Origin of the sequence: Ochrobactrum teleogrylli, assembly GCF_037482325.1 — a bacterium.
In the GTDB taxonomy this organism is placed as follows: Bacteria; Pseudomonadota; Alphaproteobacteria; order Rhizobiales; family Rhizobiaceae; genus Brucella; species Brucella teleogrylli.
The window spans coordinates 3440116-3458974 of sequence record NZ_JBBHKQ010000001.1 but is presented as its reverse complement, the minus strand read 5'-3'; the positions used below and the strand labels follow the sequence as shown (position 1 = coordinate 3458974).

Sequence of the window (18859 nt, the reverse complement as noted above, 5' to 3'; positions counted from 1 at the left end):
CTGCCGCAGGATGCGTGAAGCGCCCTGCGGCAGATTCGTTTATGGGCACGGCTATTCTGCCGCCTCCCCGGTTTCCAGCTCAAAACCCTCATCGATCCAGCCGGTTATCCCGCCAGCCATGAGCTTGACCGGCCTGCCCAGATCGGCGAGCCGCAAGGCGCCACGCGCCGCACCATTGCAATGCGGCCCCGCGCAATATGTGACAAACACTGTCTCTTCCGGCCATTTTGCCATTTTCGAGCCGATGATCTTGCCGTGCGGCAGATTGATCGCGCCCGGCACATGCCCTTTTGCAAACTGGCTTGGGCTGCGCACATCGAGAAGCACAAAATCGGCCCCCTTCGAAAGCGCATCATGCACATCCCAGCAATCCGTCTCGAAAGCGAATTGCGCTGCAAAATGGTCGCGCGCCAAAGCGCTTGGCGCGGCTTCAATGGCTGTCACGGCGGATTTGGCCGGGGTCTTCAACGCAATGGTCATGGCGATCTCCTGTTGTAATGTTCGCCATTCTTTTCGCCTGAACATCATCGCGCTTGCAATTGGCGCGATTGACAATATACGTAAAGATCATGACAAAACAGACGCCACAAACCGCCGGCCCGCTGGTCGTCGCCCTTCTCTACGATGGACTCTGCACGTTCGAATTCGGCATCGTGGCAGAAATCTTCGGTCTGCCCCGCCCGGAAATGGGGCCGGACTGGTATCGCTTTGCCAGCTGCCCGATTGAGGATGGCCCATTGCGCGCGCATGGCGGTTTCGTCATCACCCCGGACCATGGGCCGGAACTGATCGATGAGGCTGACATCATCATCGTGCCGGGCTGGAAAGGCGCCGATATTCCCGTGCCCGAAGCGATCTGCGAAAGACTGCGGCGCGCGCACCGGCGCGGCGCACGGCTGGCTTCGATCTGTTCCGGCGCATTTGTTCTGGCAGCGACAGGTCTGCTTGATGGAGGTGAGGCCACGACCCATTGGCGCTATGCGGAGGCCCTGCGCGCCAGACACCCTGACATTGCGGTCGATGACGCATCGCTCTATCGCGAGCATGATCGTATTTTGACCTCTGCGGGTAGTGCTGCGGGAATGGACTTGCTGATCGAAATCGTGCGGCAGGACTTTGGTCCGGTGGCGGCCAATTCCGTCGCCCGCCGTCTGGTCATGCCAGCGCACCGCACCGGCGGACAGGCGCAGTTTCTCGAAAGGCCGGTCGCCAAACGCGAAGGCGCCGAAATCAGCCCCCTCCTCGATCGGATCAGAAGCAATCTCGGCTCGGAATGGACCATCGAACGAATGGCCAGCGAGAGCCGCATGAGCGCCCGCACTTTTCTGCGGCGTTTTGCGGAAGCGACCGCGACCACGCCCGGCGAATGGCTGGTTGCCGAACGGGTGACGACCGCCAAGCAACTGCTCTGCCAGACCCCGGCCAGTGTGGACGATATCGCCGCTTCCGTGGGCTTTGGCAGCGCCTACACGCTGCGCCACCATTTCCGACAGAAGATCGGCATCAGCCCGGCGGAATATCGCAGACGCTTTCTCGCGGAACCGTCATCCAACCGCAATAAAAGCTTCAAATAACTGCAATGGTAGGCCTTTAGGCACAAAGTGTGTTTCACCGATGCCTAAAGGACATCCCATGAAAAAGCTCCTGCTCGCCGCAGCTCTTGCGCTGACCGCTGCCACTGCCGCATCTGCTTCCGACTATGTTTCCTATCTCGACTATCCGCAGAAGGAACAGGATGGGAAGGAATTCTTCACGGCCATCGAAATTCCGCAGGGCAGCTTCACCAAATACGAAATCGACGACAAGACCGGTCATATCGTTGTTGATCGCTACCAGTCGATGCCGGTCATCTATCCGGCCAATTATGGCTCGATCACCAGCACACTGGCCGGCGACGGCGATCCGCTCGATGCGCTGGTCTACACGCGCGAGCCGATCGTCCCAGGTGCCATCATCAAGGTTCGCCCGATCGGCGTCCTGAAGATGATCGATGGCGGCGAAAAGGACGACAAGATCGTCGCCGTTCCGGCTTCCGATATCGATCCGACCTACGACAACATCAAGGAAGTCGCCGACCTGCCGAAGATTGAGCAGCAGCGTCTGGAAGCCTTCTTCCGCGTCTACAAGCAGTTGCCAGAAGGCCGCAAGGTCGTGGAACTGGGTGGCTTTGATACCGCTGAAACAGCACAGAATGAAGTTGCCGCAGCCATCAAGGCTTTCACGGAAAAGAACAAGAAATAACGCAGAGATTTCTGCAAACAAAAAGGCCGCTCGCGCGGCCTTTTTTCATTGCAATAACGGTGCTTTAGTTAGCGCCCAGAACGTCGGTGAAGGCTTTCTCGCCCGGAACGCCCTTTTCAAGGCTGATCAGCGCACGGCGACCGTTGCGATAGGAAACCGGAATATCGATCCATTGCAGACGGCGCATCAGCGACAGGTTGGTATCCTGTGCCGTGCGGGCATCATTGAGCCAGATGATAAAGAAATTATCCGCAATCTTGGACGGAACCGCGATCAGCGGGTTACCCGCTGCCTGCTCTGTATCCTTGAAGGTGATGCGCTGAACATTGTCGATCACGCCGCCGGTGAAGCCATCGGGAACGGTGAACACCATCTCGATCAAATGGCTGGCGGGGATGGACTGATCCGTATTCTTGCGGATCGTCATTTTCAGCTGAAGATTGCTCGTCGGCATCGTCACCGTGCCACGGACCGCCGGTTCTTCCGGCTGACCGTCACCCGGACTTTCCTGAATGACCGACCAGACGACATTGCCCTTTTCCACAGAACCGGATTCGGTGCCGCCACGCTCTTCATAAAGCAGCGCCTGCTGACCGACGGCCACAGCCTGCTGCGAGGCCGGTGGCTGCTCGCCCGGTGTCGCCTGCGAGCCAGACGGCGTTGATGCTGCCGTGGATTTGCCTTCGCCGAGACCCGGCGCGCCGCCAGCGGGACCTTCATCGGTTTCGCTGCCATCCGGCATCAAACGCTGGGTGAGCTTCTGCTCGCCAGCCGGTGGCTGAGCCTGATGTTCCGGCGGTAGCGTGGTTTGTTGATCTGCCGTGTGGTTCTCGGCGGGAGGCGGCGTCGTCGTGCCCGCGTCGCCGCTGGCAAGCGTGGACGGCGCATCGTTGCGACCGAGGCTCGATGCGAGTTCCTGAATCTTGTCTTTGTTGGTCCAGACGCCGTAACCCGCGCCGCCCAGAACGAGCAGAGCGACGAGACCGGCAATCAGCCCCTTATAGGAGCGCTTTTCCTTGACGGCGTTGCGCTCGATATATTCGCTGCGGCGCGCCTGAGCCTTTTCCTTGGCGCGGTCGATCTTCCAGTCCCCGCTGCGATCCGCGCTGAACGACGCATCTTCGTCCGGTTCCGACACATGGTCGTGACGCTCCGCAGCCGGTGCGGCAGAAAAAGCGGCATCGTCATCGTCGTCATGATGAGCGCGTGTGGCGCTTACGCCGTGATTCGCTTCCTGCAGAAAATCTTCGAGCGCATCATTGACCGGGTCGGGTGCCGCCGCAGCGGCCGGCGGCGCATAAAAGGCTTCGACTTCGGCAATCGCATCTTCAAGAATATTGCGCTGGCGTACCGCCACAGCCTGCGAGGCATTTGCCGTCACAAGCTTCTGCTCGATCGTCGCGCGCGCCTTCGCGTAAACGCGCTGGCGTAATTCAGGCGATTTGTCCGCCTGCGCATCGATCGTCTTTTTCAGTACAGCTACAAAATCCGCCATTCCGTCTTACCCGGTTTATCGCCCGTTCAGATACCACAAGCACTGGATGCAATTAAATGTCCCAATAATCACAATAATCAAGGGAAAGCAAAGTGTCTGGCAGTAATTAAGCGAAGCTTTTCAAAACGATGAGGCGAAATAGCGGCAGATTTGACGAAGCTTCGGGCATTTTCTGGCCAATCTGAACCACCGGACACCACTGCAATGCTCAAAAACTGAAAACCCGAAGCAGTTTATGCAAAACTGCTTCGGGTTGATCAATACGCCACCTTGAAATGATCAATCCTGGAAAGGATCGGTGACGAGGATGGTGTCCTCGCGTTCCGGGCTGGTGGACAGCATGGCCACCGGAGCGCCGATCAGTTCTTCGATATGGCGAACATATTTCACGGCCTGCGCCGGAAGATCGTTCCACGAACGGGCGCCTGCGGTCGTTTCCGACCAGCCCGGCAGCGTTTCATAGATCGGCTTGACGCGAGCCTGCGCGCCCATGGAGGACGGCAGATAGTCGATGCGCTTGCCGTCGAGTTCGTAGGCAACGCAGATCTTGATTTCGTCCAGACCATCAAGAACGTCGAGCTTGGTCAGCGCGATGCCGGTAATGCCGGAAGTGCGAACCGTCTGACGCACGATCACGGCATCGAACCAACCGCAGCGGCGCTTGCGGCCCGTCACCACGCCGAATTCATGGCCCTTGGTGCCAAGGAATTCGCCGATTTCGTCGTGGAGTTCCGTCGGGAACGGACCTTCGCCAACGCGGGTCGTGTAAGCCTTGGTGATGCCCAGCACATAGCCGATAGCCGTCGGGCCAAGGCCCGAACCGGCAGCAGCCTGACCGGCAACGGTGTTCGACGAGGTCACGAACGGATAGGTGCCGTGGTCGTTGTCGAGCAGAGCGCCCTGCGCACCTTCGAACAGGATACGGTCACCCGCCTTGCGGCGCTCGTCGAGCACGCGCCAGACCTGATCGATATAAGGCAGGATTTCATCGGCAACCGAGGTCAGTTCCTTGAGGATCGTCTCGACGGCGATTTCCTCAAGGCCCATGCCGCGACGCAGCAGATTGTGGTGCGACAGCAGGCGCTCGACCTTGGGCTCCAGCGTTTCCGGCTCGGCCAGATCGATGACACGGATGGCGCGACGGCCGACCTTGTCTTCGTAGGCAGGGCCGATACCGCGCTTGGTGGTGCCGATCTTGAGACCCGAATTGGAGCCTTCGCGCATGGCGTCGAGGTCGCGGTGGATCGACAGAATGAGCGGCGCGTTTTCGGCAATGCGCAGAACGTCGGGAGAAATCTCGATGCCCTGTGCGCGCAGCTTCGCGACTTCAGAGACGAAATGGTGCGGATCGACGACGACGCCGTTGCCGATGACGCTGAGCTTGCCGCGCACCAGACCCGATGGCAGCAGCGAAAGCTTGTAGCTGACGCCATCGATAACAAGCGTATGACCGGCATTGTGACCGCCCTGATAGCGCACGATGACATCGGCGCGTTCGGACAGCCAGTCCACGATCTTACCCTTGCCCTCGTCGCCCCATTGCGACCCGACGACAACCACATTTGCCATTTAAGAAAACTCCTCGGTCGGCATGAAGCATTTCCAGCAAAAGTGTGAAGCGGTTTTGCGTTCGGAAATGCGTAAAACTAACTATTGGCCTTTAACAACCCAAGGATCGCAAGCTTCCCCGAAAGGTTCACGGGGTGCTGATCCCTCGTCTCTATACAGACTGAATCCCGCTTGCGCGACTCTTTCGTGCAAAAAAATCACGATTTTTGCGAGCACGGTGGACAGAAGAGGCGCTTAGGTCGCTTGAGATTCCGTTTATGACGAGGCGAAAATGGTGGGATTGGAGAACCGGAGCGGAATGTACTTTTGGGTACATGAGCACCGGAAGCGAAAAATCACGCCATTTGCAGACCGTCAGAAGCGGAATATCTGCGAGCTAGCCTGCGCGAACCATATAGACGGCATCATCAGAGTAGCTTTTCAGCTTTTCTTCCAGTGCTGGCAGGTCGCGGGAGACGAAGCCCTTCTTTTCCCAGAAACCTTCGGAGTTATTCACGGCCACCAATGACATGGTGAAGAAGCCGTCTGTTTCGGCCTGGGCGGCCATCAGTTCCAGCACGCGCGTGGCGGCACCGGCGGAGCGGGCGGCGGGCAAAAGCGCAATATCGTGGATATAGTAGGTGCTGGTGTCTTCCGGCAGTTCGCCGAGAACCGAATTCAGCGCGGGCACCGTATCGAGTTTCCATGGATGGCTGATGCCATAACCCAGAATGTCATTGTCACGGGCATAGACGAAACAACCCGCCGGGTAGAGCTTGAAGCGGTCCCGGAAGACCGCTTCATCCTCGAAAAAGTCGAGATGGACCACATTGGCTACCACAGTCACGCGCTCGATATCCTGCTCGTGCATGCGCCGCCATTCCGGCTGTGCCATCTCTTCAGTCATGTTTTCAAACTTCTCCGACGTTGAACTCAAGCGGTGTTGCCGCTCTGATTGCCTCCTGAGCTATCAGTTCGTCAAGTGCTGCCTGCGGAATCTGTTCATCCACATAGAGCATGGCAATGGCGTCGCCACCGGGATGATCGCGTCCAAGCGAGAAATTTGCGATATTGATATTGTGCTTGCCGCAGATCGTGCCGAGCAGGCCGATCATGCCCGGAACGTCCTTGTTGGTGACGTAGAGCATGTGCGGACCGACCTCGGCATCGAGGTTGATTCCCTTGATCTGGATGAAGCGCGGCTTGCCATCCGAGAAGCAGGTTCCGGCGATGGAGCGCTCGCGCAGCGTCGTGCGGACGGTCAGCTTGATATAGCCGTCGAAAATGCCGGACTTGTCGCGCTTCACTTCCGAAACGATGATGCCGCGCTCCTTCACCATGATCGGCGCCGAAACCATGTTGACATCGGCGACCTGCGGGCGAATGAGACCGGCCAGAGCCGCACTCAGCAAAGCGCGGGTGTTCATGGCGGAGGTGGAACCGTCGAACAGCACTTCCACTTCCTCGATCGGTTCATCCGTCACCTGACCGACAAAAGCACCGAGAACTTCCGCCAGCTTGACGAAAGGCCGTAGGCGCGGCGCTTCTTCCGCCGTGATCGACGGCATGTTGATGGCGTTGGAAACCGCACCCTTGGTGAGATAGTCCGACATTTGTTCGGCCACCTGAAGCGCGACATTTTCCTGCGCTTCCGAGGTCGAAGCCCCCAGATGCGGCGTGCAGACCACATTCGGCAGGGTGAAAAGCTCATTCTCCGTCGCGGGCTCGGTTTCGTAAACATCGATACCGGCACCGGCCACGTGACCGGACTTCAATGCGGCAATGAGGTCCTTTTCAACGATCAGACCACCGCGCGCGCAATTGATGATACGGACGCCCGGCTTGGTTTTGGCAAGGCTTTCCGCATTGATGAGATTGCGGGTCTTGTCGGTGAGTGGCGTGTGCAGCGTGATGAAATCGGCGCGGGCGAGCAATTCGTCCAGCTCGACCTTTTCGACGCCCAGTTCCTGCGCACGGGCTTCGGACAGGAACGGATCGAAAGCCACCACATGCATCTTGAGGCCAATGCCGCGCGTGGCGACAATCGAACCGATATTGCCGCAACCGACGACACCGAGCGTCTTGCCGGTGATTTCCACGCCCATGAAGCGGTTCTTTTCCCACTTGCCGGCGCGGGTGGAAGTGTCGGCTTCCGGCAACTGACGCGCCACGGCGAACATCAGCGCAATGGCATGTTCCGCTGTGGTGATCGAATTGCCGAAAGGCGTATTCATCACGATGATACCGCGACGCGAAGCAGCCGGGATATCAACATTGTCCACGCCGATACCGGCGCGACCGACAACCTTGAGATTTTTAGCAGCGGCGATCAGCTTTTCCGTGACCTTAGTGGCCGAACGAATTGCCAGACCATCATACTGGCCGATAACTTCGAGGAGCTTTTCCTTATCCTTGCCGAGATCGGGCAAGTAATCGACTTCAACACCGCGATCCTTGAAAATCTGGACGGCAGTGGGCGAAAGCTTATCGGATACGAGAACGCGAGGTGCCATTGGGGCCTCCTTCAAACAATTCCTGACCAAGCATTTCAAACCGTGAGCTTGCAGATAGGCACCGCATTGGGCTCATGCGAAATGCTGCAAATATTTTGGGAATGCGAGCCGTGGCCGAACGACTGGCCACGGCTTAACAGGAACGCGCCTCAGGCAGCAGCCTTGAGTGCAGCTTTCTGCGTTTCAAAAGCCCAGTCGAGCCAATGGATCAGCGCTTCCAGATCTGACGTCTCAACCGTCGCACCGGCCCAGATACGCAGGCCCGAAGGCGCATCGCGATAAGCGCCGATGTCAAAGGCAACGCCTTCCTTTTCCAGCGCCGTAACCATGCCCTTGGCGAAAGCAGCCTGAGCTTCGGCAGAAAGTGCGGTCACTTCCGGATCGACGATGGTCAGGCAAACGGAGGTGTTGGAACGGTTTTCCGGCTTCGCGGCCAGATTGGCGATCCATGGCGTCTTGGCCACGAAAGCATCCAGAACGGCAAAATTGCTGTCGGCTCGTCCGACCAGACCATCAAGGCCGCCAATCGACTTCGCCCAGTTAAGCGCGTCGAGATAGTCTTCCACGCAGAGCATGGACGGCGTGTTGATGGTTTCGCCGACGAAGATGCCTTCGATCAGCTTGCCGCCGGAAGTCATGCGGAAAATCTTGGGCAGCGGCCATGCAGGCTTGTAGCTTTCCAGACGTTCCACGGCGCGGGGGCTGAGGATCAGCATGCCATGTGCGCCCTCGCCGCCCAGAACCTTCTGCCAGGAGAAGGTCACGACATCGAGCTTCGCGAAATCCAGACGCTGCGCGAAAGCCGCAGAGGTGGCATCACAGAAGGTCAGACCCTTGCGATCAGCCGGGATGAAATCGGCGTTCGGTACGCGCGCGCCCGACGTTGTGCCGTTCCAGGTGAAGACGACATCGCGGTCGAAATCGACCTGCGAAAAATCGACAATCTCGCCGTAAGGCGCCACAAAAGTGCGCACATCTTCGAGCTTGAGCTGCTTGGTCACATCCGTAACCCAGCCCGCGCCGAAGCTTTCCCACGCGACCATATCGACGCCACGCGCGCCGAGCATGGACCACAGCGCCATTTCCACAGCGCCGGTATCGGATGCCGGAACGATGCCGATGCGGTAATCGGCAGGCACCTGCAGGATTTCGCGGGTAAGGTCGATGGCGTCCTTCAGCTTGGTCTTGCCGATTTTCGCGCGATGCGAACGGCCAAGAGCGGCATCGACCAGCGCATCAAGCGACCAGCCGGGACGTTTTGCACAGGGACCGGATGAAAAATTAGGGTTAGCCGGGCGAACTACCGGCTTCGCAATCGTCGTCATGTTGTTTCTATCCTCTCAGATAGCACGCGTCTCGGTGGGGAGACGTGGCCCACTGATGGGAATAGCGGAAAGCGCATTTTTCCACAACAGGGCTTTTCAGGAATATTTTGCTCTTAACTGCCGCACGATATCAAAATTCGTAGAACGGTGTGGTCGCAACAAAAAAGGGCCCGCAAGGGCCCTGTTTCCAGCCTGCTTTCAATCGCACTGACTACCAGGTCGTGAAACGGATACCGGCGCGCAGCTGATGCGACTTGATATCCTGATCGCTGATTGTGATGCCATTGCCACTGACGACATCGCCGCTGCTGATGACGCCGTAACGATAGCCGAGATCGAGCTTGATGTTCGAGGCAACATCGATGCCGACACCAGCCATCAGCGCCCAGGCGAACCGATAGTCATCGTCGGACTTCAGATCGCCAACACCGGTATCGAATGTATAGCGCACATTGGCGAAGCCAAGTCCCCCGCCGAGATAGGGCGTGAAGCCTGCGAAATTGCCGAGGTCCACATAGGCGTTGGCCATCATGTCCCAGATACGGGCTTCGGCGGGAAAATCTTCCATATCCTGCTTGGAATAGCTGCCCGTCACATCGGCGCGCAGATAATCAGTGAACTGATAACCGATACCGACCGAAGGCACGAAATTCTTATCCAGATCGAAGCTTTCGGAAATGCTGTTCCCGAACTGATCGCGGGCCGAAAGGCCGGTTTTGGAAGAGATATTGTAACCGAGATCGCCGCGCAAATACCAGCCGGAGCCGACTTCGACCGGCTGCGCTTCGACAACTGGCTCATAGCCGACGGCATCGAGATCGGCCGCCGAGGCAACGGATACAACGCTGAAACCCGCCAGAACAATGGCCGACAGATCGAGAGCACGCCACTTCGCAAACATGATGAGAACCCCGCTCATAAGAATTATCTCAATTATGAACACCTATGGTTAACGCCCGATAAAAATTGGGGGATCGTTCAAGCGAAGCCGCAAAGAAAAAGGCCCGGTTTCCCGGGCCCTCAACAATCAGATATCTCTGTATTCGCTTACTTGTAGACGGGGCCGTCCACAATGGTCGAAACCTGCTGTGGAGCATAAGGCGCATTCGTTCCGCCGAACATGTAGCGCAGGCCGACACGGAAGTCATGAATGTCCATGCCCTTGTCGTAACCGTCGCCAATATACTGGTTGCCTTCAAACATCTTACCGCCATTGATATGGCGATAGCGATAACCGGCATCGAGCTTGAGGTTCTGCGTCAGATCAACCGAAGCACCGGCCATGAGGGCGTAGGTGAAGCGCCAGTTGGCCGTGCCTTCCATGGAGCCGCCATAGCGCACATCGTCCAGATCGCTCCATCTGACGCGCGTTCCACCGATACCGGCGCCGACATAAGGCGTGAAGCCGCTGAAGTTGCCGAGATCGACATAGGCATTAGCCAGGATCGACAGCGCCGAGAAATGGGCGCGTTCATCGGAAGCGCAATTCAGATCGCCGTTGCAGGCTTCACCAAATGTGTTGCCCTCGAACTTAGCACGGGTCATGTAATCGACCGTCAGATCGGTGCGGAAGTAATCCGTCAGCTGATAGCCGACGCCGCCACCGATCAGGAACGAACCTTTCAGGTCGCCGTAGAGTGTGTTGCTGCCGAATGTCCGATTACCGCCGCATGTCGCGCAATTGTCGATCGTTGAGTAATCCGCATCCTTGAATTTCGGCTTGGAATAACCGAGATCGCCGCGCAGATACCAGCCGCCGACAGCAGGCGGCGCTACAACAACTTCCGGAACCACCGGCGGTTCGATCATATCGGCCGCCAAAGCGCCCGTAGCCATCATGGCGACAGATGCAGCCAAGCCGCCGAAAAGAGTTTTCACAAGACCGTTCATCATCTGCCCCATTGAAATATCATTACGCCAGAGCGTCATCCTCGCTTTCTGTAGGGAACATAATTTTGAAAGGTTAATTACAACTTAACCTTGTTTTTTAACGATCCTTTTTAATAAATCTTAGACGTAGCTAAAATAAAAACGGCGCGTAGAGACGCGCCGTTTCAATCATTCGAATTTTTATTATTAAGTTAAGCCGCGTTGCCCACCGACGAGATGACATCGACAATATCGTTGACCACTTTCTCAACCAGAACGCGATCATCGCCCTCGGCCATCACGCGGATCAGTGGTTCGGTCCCCGATGGGCGGATCACGAGGCGGCCCTGCACGCCAAGACGCTCGCGCGCTTCATCGATGGCGTGTTTTACATTCTTATTTTCCAGCGGCTTGCCACCGGCAGTGCGCACATTCTTGAGCAATTGCGGCACGGGTTCAAACTTGCGGCAGATGTCGCTGAGCGGCTTTTCCGCTTCCTGCATGACAGCCAATATCTGCAAGGCGGAGATCAGTCCGTCCCCGGTCGTCGCGAAATCTGACAGGACGATGTGGCCGGACTGTTCGCCACCCACATTGAAGCCATGTTCGCGCATATGCTCGACCACATAGCGGTCGCCCACCTTGGTGCGGGCGAGCGTCAGATTGTGATCGGTCAGGAAACGCTCCAGTCCGAGATTGGACATGATGGTCGCGACAATGCCGCCGCCGGTCAGCCGGTCGCTATTGGCCCATGATTCGGCAATCACCGCCATCAGCTGGTCACCGTCGATTACCGATCCGGTTTCATCGACGAGCAGCACGCGATCCGCGTCGCCATCCAGCGCAATGCCGACATCGGCGCGCAGTTCCTGCACCTTCTTCATCAGGCCGATCGGATGGGTCGAACCGCAATCCTCGTTAATATTGATGCCGTTCGGCTCGTCATTGATAGTGATGACTTCCGCGCCAAGCTCCCAGAGCGCTGCCGGAGCCACCTTATAGCCAGCACCGTTGGCGCAATCGATCACCACACGCAGACCGTTGAGCGCGATGTTGCGCGGCATGGTGCGCTTGGCAAATTCGATATAGCGATAGATGTCGCCGTCGACGCGCTTGGCCTTGCCGATGGCCCCATGGCTTGCCAGCAGTGAGGACAGATCGCCCTCGATCAGCGTTTCGATCTGAAGCTCGATCTCGTCTGACAGCTTGAAGCCATCGGGACCGAACAGCTTGATGCCGTTGTCGTAATAGGGATTGTGCGAAGCCGAAATCATCACGCCGATATCTGCGCGCAGCGAACGGCAGAGCATGGCGACAGCCGGTGTCGGGATCGGCCCCAGCAGGAACACATCCATGCCCGCCGCCGTGAAACCGGCAACCAGTGCGTTTTCCAGCATATAGCCCGAACGGCGCGTATCCTTGCCAATTACCACCCGCGAAACCTGACCCGAACGGCGGAAAATATGGCCCACCGCCATGCCGACCTTCATGGCCACATCAGGCGTCATGGGGAAACTGTTCGCCTGTCCGCGAATGCCGTCAGTTCCGAAGTATTTCCGTGTCATATGTTTAGCCTTGCGTTGAGCCACTTCGCCATCCCGGCGCCGTCGATATATGCCGCTCCTTTCAACCGGAGCGCAATAGTCGCGCAGGCCCGCAACTCTGACGGCGAATTTCTGGGTTAATATCCTAAAATGCCTGTTCTATGCAATTTCGTCTTTGGCAGCGTCCAAAGCGATGCCGGTCGCTAAAGTTGTATCCCTCAAAAGATGATGCACCGAAATCGTTAACCGAGCCTTTGCAGGGCTTGGCAGCTGTCTTGGAGATATAATCAAAAAGAAAGCCGGGCGAAACCCGGCTTTCTTCGTCTGTTTGCCATAAGCAACTTATTGCGGCTGCGGCTCCATGCCGGGTTCATTCCCCGGTTCGCCGCTGCTCTTGCGCTTGCGCGGGCTACCCGCCTTCGGAACACCGGAACCGCGCGACGGCGTATCATTGCCCTGATCGCGCGACGGCTTGTTGCCCGCGATCAGTTCCTTGATCTCGTCGCCCGACAGCGTTTCATATTCCAGAAGACCCTCGGCGAGCGCGATCCAGTCCTTCTTCTTCTTGGTCAGGATGCGGGTCGCTTCGGCATAGGCCTCGTCGATCAGGCGACGCACTTCGGCATCAATGATCTGCGCGGTTTCTTCCGAAATATTCTGCGTGCGCGAGACCGAGTGACCGAGGAAGACTTCTTCCTGATTGTCACCGTAAGCCACACGACCGAGCTTGTCGGAGTAACCCCACTGGGTGACCATGGACCGGGCGAGCTTGGTTGCCTGCTGGATGTCCGACGATGCACCAGACGTGATATTTTCCTTGCCGAATTTCAGCTCTTCTGCCACGCGACCGCCCATCATGATGGCAAGACGCGACACCATCCAGGTATAGGTGGCCGAATAACGGTCGCCTTCCGGAAGCTGCATGACCATGCCCAGCGCACGACCGCGCGGAATGATGGTCGCCTTATGGACAGGATCAGCGGCAGGCACGTTGAGCGCCACGATGGCGTGACCTGCCTCGTGATAGGCCGTGTTGGCCTTTTCTTCCGGCGTCATGGCGGAGCGGCGTTCCGCACCCATCATGATCTTGTCCTTGGCGTCTTCGAATTCCTGCATGGTGACGAGACGCTTGTTGCGGCGCGCTGCCATCAGGGCGGCTTCGTTGACGAGGTTCATCAGATCCGCGCCGGAGAAGCCCGGCGTACCGCGTGCGACGACCTTGAGATCGACATTGGGTGCCAGCGGCACGTTGCGCACGTGCACCTTGAGGATCTGTTCGCGGCCGACGATATCCGGGTTCGGCACCACGACCTGACGGTCGAAACGGCCCGGACGCAGCAATGCCGGGTCAAGAACGTCCGGACGGTTGGTCGCGGCAATCAGAATGATCGATTCGTTGGCTTCGAAACCGTCCATCTCGACCAGCAACTGGTTGAGGGTCTGTTCGCGTTCGTCATTACCGCCGCCGAGACCGGCGCCACGATGACGACCGACAGCGTCGATTTCGTCGATGAAGATGATGCAAGGCGCATTCTTCTTGGCCTGTTCGAACATGTCGCGGACGCGGCTTGCGCCAACACCGACGAACATTTCAACGAAATCCGAACCGGAAATGGTGAAGAACGGCACATTGGCTTCGCCCGCAACCGAGCGCGCCAGAAGGGTCTTACCGGTTCCGGGAGGGCCAACGAGCAGCACGCCACGCGGAATCTTGCCGCCAAGACGCTGGAACTTCTGCGGATCGCGCAGGAATTCGACGATTTCTTCAAGGTCCTGCTTGGCTTCGTCGACGCCAGCCACATCCTGGAAGGTGACGCGGCCATGCGCTTCGGTCAAAAGCTTCGCCTTCGACTTGCCGAAGCCCATCGCACCGCGCGAGCCACCCTGCATCTGGCGCATGAAGAAAATCCACACGCCAAGGATCAGGATCATCGGCAGCCACGACAGGAGAATGCCAATCAGCGAACTGGAGCCGTCGCTTTCGGGACGGGCAGTGATCGCAACATCCTTGCTTTCAAGCCGCGCAACGAGGCCCGTATCGCCAGGCGAATAGGTCTGGAACGTCGAGCCATTGTCGGCAAAGGTGCCGGTAATGCGCTCGCCGGTAATCGTGACCGATTTCACCCGACCATTGGATACGTCGTCAATAAATTGCGAATAGGAAACTTCACGGGAATTCGTGCGCTGACCAGGGCTCTGGAACAGGTTGAACAGCGCGATCAAAAGAAGAGCAATGATCGCCCAGAGGGCGAAGTTGCGATAGTTCGGATTCATATCGGGTCCAATCGATACCACGGCCATTCCGCAACCGCGGAACGATGTTTCGATCTAACATAGGATCGAAGGAAGGCGTTGCCAAGGCGCGTATCACGCCGCATGGGAGATTCTTCCCACTCTGGTTTATAAAAATTAGGAGTTTAGCGAAGTTTGACGGCAAATCCGCTTCTCGATCGCCTGGGCAAGTGCAAAATCATATCCCGGCAACACATGATCGAACAAAGCGAAATGCCGCTCCATACGAACTTCCGCCGGCAGATTCTGCCCCGGAAGGAACGGCAGAGAGACAATCTTTCCATCCACATAGACCGCGGGCAGCACCAGAAGCGCTTCGCGCCATCGCGTATTTGTTTCTGAAGGATTTTCCGGGAGGGACACTGGAGAATCGGTCAGAAAATCGATCAGCGCCTGTCGTCCCGGCGCGGCGATTTCAAAATCGCGGTCGCCTGTATTGAAAAAGCGGAAGCGCCCATCCCAGATGCAACTACCCCCGGCGGGCAACGGCACGGACGGCAAATTGCGCCGCTCGCGGCGAAAGCGATGCGGCTGCCCTTTGGCTCCCCGCTCGATCAACGCGCCAAAAATGGTCAATCTTTCGTGTTTTTGGCTTTCGTGTTCGCCCAACAGGATGCGTTCAATACGCACCCGCTCGGCGTCGCCCGGCAGGAAACGCCGCCCGCCAGCCAGGGAAGCCACGAGGCCGGAAAAGAGCCGCCGCACGGTTTCGGGCAAGGCGGCATAAATGGCCGGGTTGATTTCCATCCGGTCGCAAACATCCACATGCAAACTCGCGGGATCAGCCAAGGCCGCAACGAGAGCGGCGTTGTCGCGCTTGCGCGCCGCGCTGGCCAAAGCCACTTGCGCCAGAACAATCTGCGGATCGGCATCAGCAGCAGCGCCCTGGCGAACACGCGGGCGCTCGTAATCCGTATTGGCATTGCTCGGATCATCGACCCAGCGGAGACCTTTCGCTGTCAGTTCGTCCCGCAATGCCTGCCGCGAAACGGAAAGCAACGGTCGGATCAGTTCGACAGACCCTTCCAGCCACGATTGAGCGGCCATGGCGGCAAGCCCCCTCGCCTCCGCATGGCGGCTGCGCTCCTTGCGCATCAGGAAAGTCTCGATCTGGTCATCCTGCGTATGGCCGGTCACGATCACACTCGCGCCCGCTTCATGCGCCGCCTGCACCAGAAGCCGGTAGCGCGCGCTGCGCGCGGCTGCGGCCAGCCCCTGCGTCGGCTTGGGATCGTCCCATGCCAGAATGCGGTGCGCGATACCATGCTCGCGGCACAGCACCCCGACATTTTCAGCCTCTTCGGCTGATTCGGGACGCAAGCGATGATCAACAGTCACCGCCAGCAATGCCGGGCAGTGAACCAGTGTCGCCAAATAATCCTTAAGCAGGAACAGCATTGCCAGCGAATCGCTGCCACCGGAAACGGCCGCAATAACAGTCTTTGCCTGATCCAGATGAAAAGATTTAAAAATATCAGTCGGGGAAAGCCCCACGAAACAACTCCGCAATCAGCACTTTACGCGTGTGCGTTCTTCGGCAACGCGCTTCAAAATGGCGGGAGCCGCTTTGGGATAACGTTGCGGAATCTGCTCGAAAGTCGCACAGGCAACGTCGTGATTGTCCATTTTCTCAAGCGTCATGCCGAGCTTGAACATGTTTTCCGGCGCACGGCGGGAATCGGGATAGTCGCGCTGCGTGTCGATGAACACGGTCGCAGCCTCTGGATAACGTCCCTGACCGTACAACGACTCTCCCAGCCAGAAGCGCGCTTCCGCCGTCTGTGGATCAGCCGGATAGCGCTTCACATGCTGGCGGAAACCCGATTCGGCAGCTTTGTAGTCACCCGACATCAGATACTGATACGACGCCTGATAGAGCGTGTTCGGATTATCGCCCATTGGCAGCGAAGCAACCGCCGTGCCGTCCTGCGCGCCGCCATTCCCAGCGGAACCCTGGCCAGCAGGCAGACCGCCCTGTTCGACAGGGCGTGGTGTAGCACTCAACGAATCGCCGATTACATTGCCACTGGAATCGAACCGGATGGACCCCAATGTCTGCGGCGGCTCGCCGCGCTGGGGGCCGCCCTGCGCCATCGCGCCCGAACCGGTTGTACCAGTAGCAAGAGAATCGGCGCCGACTGCGCCCGATTGTGCGGTCTGCGGTGCATCCAGAGCCGGTGTCCGGTCCGAAATCGAACCATCTTGACCGGCACTTGCGGAAACCCCGGCATCAGGGTTTCCGGCGGCACCGCTGCTGGCGAGAGCGCTACCATCGCTGGAACCGCCGCCATTGCCCAACCGCTCACCGGTTTCGGCGCGCTTGCCCGTTTCAAGAAACTGGAAGCGCTGCTCATATTCTTCCTGCATTTTCTGCATCTGATCCTGCATTTCGAGGATCTGGAAGTTCATGGCCTCAGCGCGCATGCCCAGCGTATCGGCCATGCTGACCGCATCGCCTCCGCCCTGCGCACAAAGATCGGCGCCCGGGGCCGGTGCGGCTGCAGCCGACTGACCCGCCACACTCGAAGCCGGTGAGGTGATGCCGTTCTTCTTTTCGAGTTCCTCGAACCGGAATTCGTTGTCTTCCTGCGTTTTTTGCAGCTGATTGTCGGTGAAGGCGATCTGCGCGTCCACATCCTCAATCTTGCCGGTCAGGTTACGCACCAGTTCCTGTAACATGCCGGGGCTCTGGTAGCCGCCATTCTGTGCGGATGCACCGCCGCCACGCATGGCGTCATCGAGAATAGCGGTCGAGCCAACGCTGACGCGATTTTGCCCGCCGCCCTTGCCCTTTTCGAGCGCCTGAAAACGGGCTTCGTTATCGCGATGGATTTTCACGATTCTGTCGCGGAGCTGCAGGATTTTGCTGTAGGATTGCGCGTTCTGATGGGCGAGATTGCACACCTGCTGCGAATATTGGTTTGCACCCGGATCGCCAGTCTGCGCCAAAACCGGAGCACTCGCCAAAAGCGGCAGCATGGCGATTGCCAGTGTCACTTTCCTCATTGTTGTCCTCATTCCCTATTGCCCCTGCGAGTTTACAATGAACAGGATGATCGAGTGCCGCGCCTGAATGCTTGCTGAACACGCCATACCGCACGGCCAGTTCCGCTTTTAGAGCAAATCCGCGAAAAGCAAAGATGCTTTCCCTGATCTCGGTTCACTATGACAGGCGCGACTTCGGCCAAAGTTTGTCGAAATGCCTGATCAATTGGCATGAAAACAAAAAAAGCGGCCCGAAGGCCGCTTTTCCTGCAACGCTGTTGTGCGTTTGCAAATTTTAGCTGCCGGCACCGTTGAGAACGGTGACTGCGCGGCGGTTCTGCGACCAGCACGAGTCGGCATCGCAAACTGCGACCGGACGTTCGTTACCATAAGAGATGGTGCGCATACGGTTGGTCGGCACGCCACGCGAAGCGAGGAAGTCGCGGGTGGCGGCTGCGCGACGCTGGCCGAGAGCGAGGTTGTATTCGCGCGTGCCGCGTTCGTCAGCATGACCTTCGACGGTGATCGAATATTGCGGGTAACGCTGCAGCCACTGGGCCTGCTTCGAAAGCGTCTGCTGTGCGTCTCCGCGGATCAGCGACGAGTCGAGATCGAAGAAGATGCGGTCGCCGACATTGACCGTGAAGTCCTGCGCCGAGCCGGGCGTTGCCGCGCCTGCACCGCCGAGGCCGAGATCACCGGCATTGTTCGGGAGATTCTTCTTGGATGCGCAACCGGCGACGGCGAGCGACATGAATAGGGCAATAGCGATCGGGCTACGTGCAATCGACTGGATGCGGCGCATGGGCCGAGGCTCCTTAAGATTTGATGTTCCTGCGTAACCAACCAATAATCATATCGAGGTTAATGCAGGCTCAAGAAGTATGGTTAATATTGTCTTGAGACCAAATGCAACCGGCGTTTCCGACTGCAATTCTGCTTTTAGGCCTTGATGGCAAAATGCGGCAGAAACAGGGCTTTTGGGGCGGATTATGGCAATCGCCTTAAATGTAGGCCAAAAACATCGCATATCGCGCGATAAGGACC

General features: G+C 58.0%; 15 protein-coding genes. 2 read left to right on the top strand and 13 right to left on the bottom strand.

Annotation, left to right across the window (positions count from 1 at the left end):
* Positions 1-51: 51 nt before the first annotated feature.
* Positions 52-480 (bottom strand): rhodanese-like domain-containing protein, encoded by a 429-nt coding sequence (locus WIX40_RS16160; protein WP_121538544.1) that lies wholly within the window; start codon positions 478-480, stop codon positions 52-54.
* 89 nt (positions 481-569) lie between these two features.
* Here WIX40_RS16160 and ftrA point away from each other — a divergent pair, with 89 nt between their 5' ends.
* Positions 570-1574 carry a transcriptional regulator FtrA gene (gene ftrA, locus WIX40_RS16155; protein WP_124915882.1) on the top strand — a complete coding sequence of 335 codons (1005 nt, stop codon included), beginning with the start codon at positions 570-572 and terminating at the stop codon, positions 1572-1574.
* Positions 1575-1632: 58 nt separating this feature from the next.
* Entirely contained in the window at positions 1633-2241 is a 609-nt protein-coding gene (locus tag WIX40_RS16150; protein WP_140025506.1) for an inorganic diphosphatase, read from the top strand.
* A gap of 64 nt (positions 2242-2305) precedes the next feature.
* Here the strand turns inward: WIX40_RS16150 and WIX40_RS16145 are convergent, their stop codons facing one another.
* The 12 genes from WIX40_RS16145 to pal form a co-directional block, all read right to left on the bottom strand.
* Positions 2306-3736: a transcriptional regulator gene (locus WIX40_RS16145; RefSeq protein WP_339440645.1), complete on the bottom strand. Its 1431-nt coding sequence runs from the start codon at positions 3734-3736 to the stop codon at positions 2306-2308.
* Positions 3737-4015: 279 nt separating this feature from the next.
* A complete protein-coding gene (locus WIX40_RS16140; protein ID WP_109369738.1) occupies positions 4016-5305 on the bottom strand; it encodes an adenylosuccinate synthase in 1290 nt (429 codons plus the stop codon).
* A 376-nt stretch (positions 5306-5681) separates the two neighbouring features.
* Positions 5682-6191: a GNAT family N-acetyltransferase gene (locus WIX40_RS16135; protein WP_121538552.1), complete on the bottom strand. Its 510-nt coding sequence runs from the start codon at positions 6189-6191 to the stop codon at positions 5682-5684.
* 4 nt (positions 6192-6195) lie between these two features.
* A complete protein-coding gene (gene serA, locus WIX40_RS16130) occupies positions 6196-7797 on the bottom strand; it encodes a phosphoglycerate dehydrogenase (protein WP_121538554.1) in 1602 nt (533 codons plus the stop codon).
* Between the two features lie 149 nt (positions 7798-7946).
* Positions 7947-9122, bottom strand: coding sequence for a phosphoserine transaminase (locus tag WIX40_RS16125; RefSeq protein WP_339440641.1), 1176 nt, complete (start codon positions 9120-9122; stop codon positions 7947-7949).
* A gap of 211 nt (positions 9123-9333) precedes the next feature.
* The gene (locus WIX40_RS16120; RefSeq protein WP_339440640.1) at positions 9334-10023 is read right to left on the bottom strand and encodes an outer membrane protein; all 690 of its coding nucleotides are present in this window, start codon (positions 10021-10023) and stop codon (positions 9334-9336) included.
* Between the two features lie 146 nt (positions 10024-10169).
* Entirely contained in the window at positions 10170-11012 is an 843-nt protein-coding gene (locus tag WIX40_RS16115) for an outer membrane protein (RefSeq protein WP_339441068.1), read from the bottom strand.
* Between the two features lie 191 nt (positions 11013-11203).
* Entirely contained in the window at positions 11204-12556 is a 1353-nt protein-coding gene (glmM, locus tag WIX40_RS16110) for a phosphoglucosamine mutase (protein ID WP_109369741.1), read from the bottom strand.
* A gap of 321 nt (positions 12557-12877) precedes the next feature.
* Positions 12878-14809: an ATP-dependent zinc metalloprotease FtsH gene (ftsH, locus tag WIX40_RS16105; protein ID WP_109369742.1), complete on the bottom strand. Its 1932-nt coding sequence runs from the start codon at positions 14807-14809 to the stop codon at positions 12878-12880.
* A 135-nt stretch (positions 14810-14944) separates the two neighbouring features.
* Entirely contained in the window at positions 14945-16321 is a 1377-nt protein-coding gene (tilS, locus tag WIX40_RS16100; protein WP_339440638.1) for a tRNA lysidine(34) synthetase TilS, read from the bottom strand.
* A gap of 15 nt (positions 16322-16336) precedes the next feature.
* Entirely contained in the window at positions 16337-17845 is a 1509-nt protein-coding gene (ybgF, locus tag WIX40_RS16095; RefSeq protein ID WP_121538562.1) for a tol-pal system protein YbgF, read from the bottom strand.
* Positions 17846-18107: 262 nt separating this feature from the next.
* A complete protein-coding gene (gene pal, locus WIX40_RS16090; protein ID WP_078339475.1) occupies positions 18108-18617 on the bottom strand; it encodes a peptidoglycan-associated lipoprotein Pal in 510 nt (169 codons plus the stop codon).
* Between the last annotated feature and the right edge of the window lie 242 nt (positions 18618-18859).

What these genes read in the sequence shown, in the direction of transcription:
- ybgF (WP_121538562.1), bottom strand. Translation starts at nt 17,845, where the DNA reads ATGAGGACAACAATGAGGAAAGTGACACTGGCAATCGCCATGCTGCCG.
- pal (WP_078339475.1), bottom strand. Translation starts at nt 18,617, where the DNA reads ATGCGCCGCATCCAGTCGATTGCACGTAGCCCGATCGCTATTGCCCTA.
- WIX40_RS16115 (WP_339441068.1), bottom strand. Translation starts at nt 11,012, where the DNA reads ATGAACGGTCTTGTGAAAACTCTTTTCGGCGGCTTGGCTGCATCTGTC.
- WIX40_RS16145 (WP_339440645.1), bottom strand. Translation starts at nt 3,736, where the DNA reads ATGGCGGATTTTGTAGCTGTACTGAAAAAGACGATCGATGCGCAGGCG.
- WIX40_RS16125 (WP_339440641.1), bottom strand. Translation starts at nt 9,122, where the DNA reads ATGACGACGATTGCGAAGCCGGTAGTTCGCCCGGCTAACCCTAATTTT.
- glmM (WP_109369741.1), bottom strand. Translation starts at nt 12,556, where the DNA reads ATGACACGGAAATACTTCGGAACTGACGGCATTCGCGGACAGGCGAAC.
- WIX40_RS16140 (WP_109369738.1), bottom strand. Translation starts at nt 5,305, where the DNA reads ATGGCAAATGTGGTTGTCGTCGGGTCGCAATGGGGCGACGAGGGCAAG.
- WIX40_RS16160 (WP_121538544.1), bottom strand. Translation starts at nt 480, where the DNA reads ATGACCATTGCGTTGAAGACCCCGGCCAAATCCGCCGTGACAGCCATT.
- ftsH (WP_109369742.1), bottom strand. Translation starts at nt 14,809, where the DNA reads ATGAATCCGAACTATCGCAACTTCGCCCTCTGGGCGATCATTGCTCTT.
- serA (WP_121538554.1), bottom strand. Translation starts at nt 7,797, where the DNA reads ATGGCACCTCGCGTTCTCGTATCCGATAAGCTTTCGCCCACTGCCGTC.
- WIX40_RS16135 (WP_121538552.1), bottom strand. Translation starts at nt 6,191, where the DNA reads ATGACTGAAGAGATGGCACAGCCGGAATGGCGGCGCATGCACGAGCAG.
- WIX40_RS16150 (WP_140025506.1), top strand. Translation starts at nt 1,633, where the DNA reads ATGAAAAAGCTCCTGCTCGCCGCAGCTCTTGCGCTGACCGCTGCCACT.
- WIX40_RS16120 (WP_339440640.1), bottom strand. Translation starts at nt 10,023, where the DNA reads ATGTTTGCGAAGTGGCGTGCTCTCGATCTGTCGGCCATTGTTCTGGCG.
- ftrA (WP_124915882.1), top strand. Translation starts at nt 570, where the DNA reads ATGACAAAACAGACGCCACAAACCGCCGGCCCGCTGGTCGTCGCCCTT.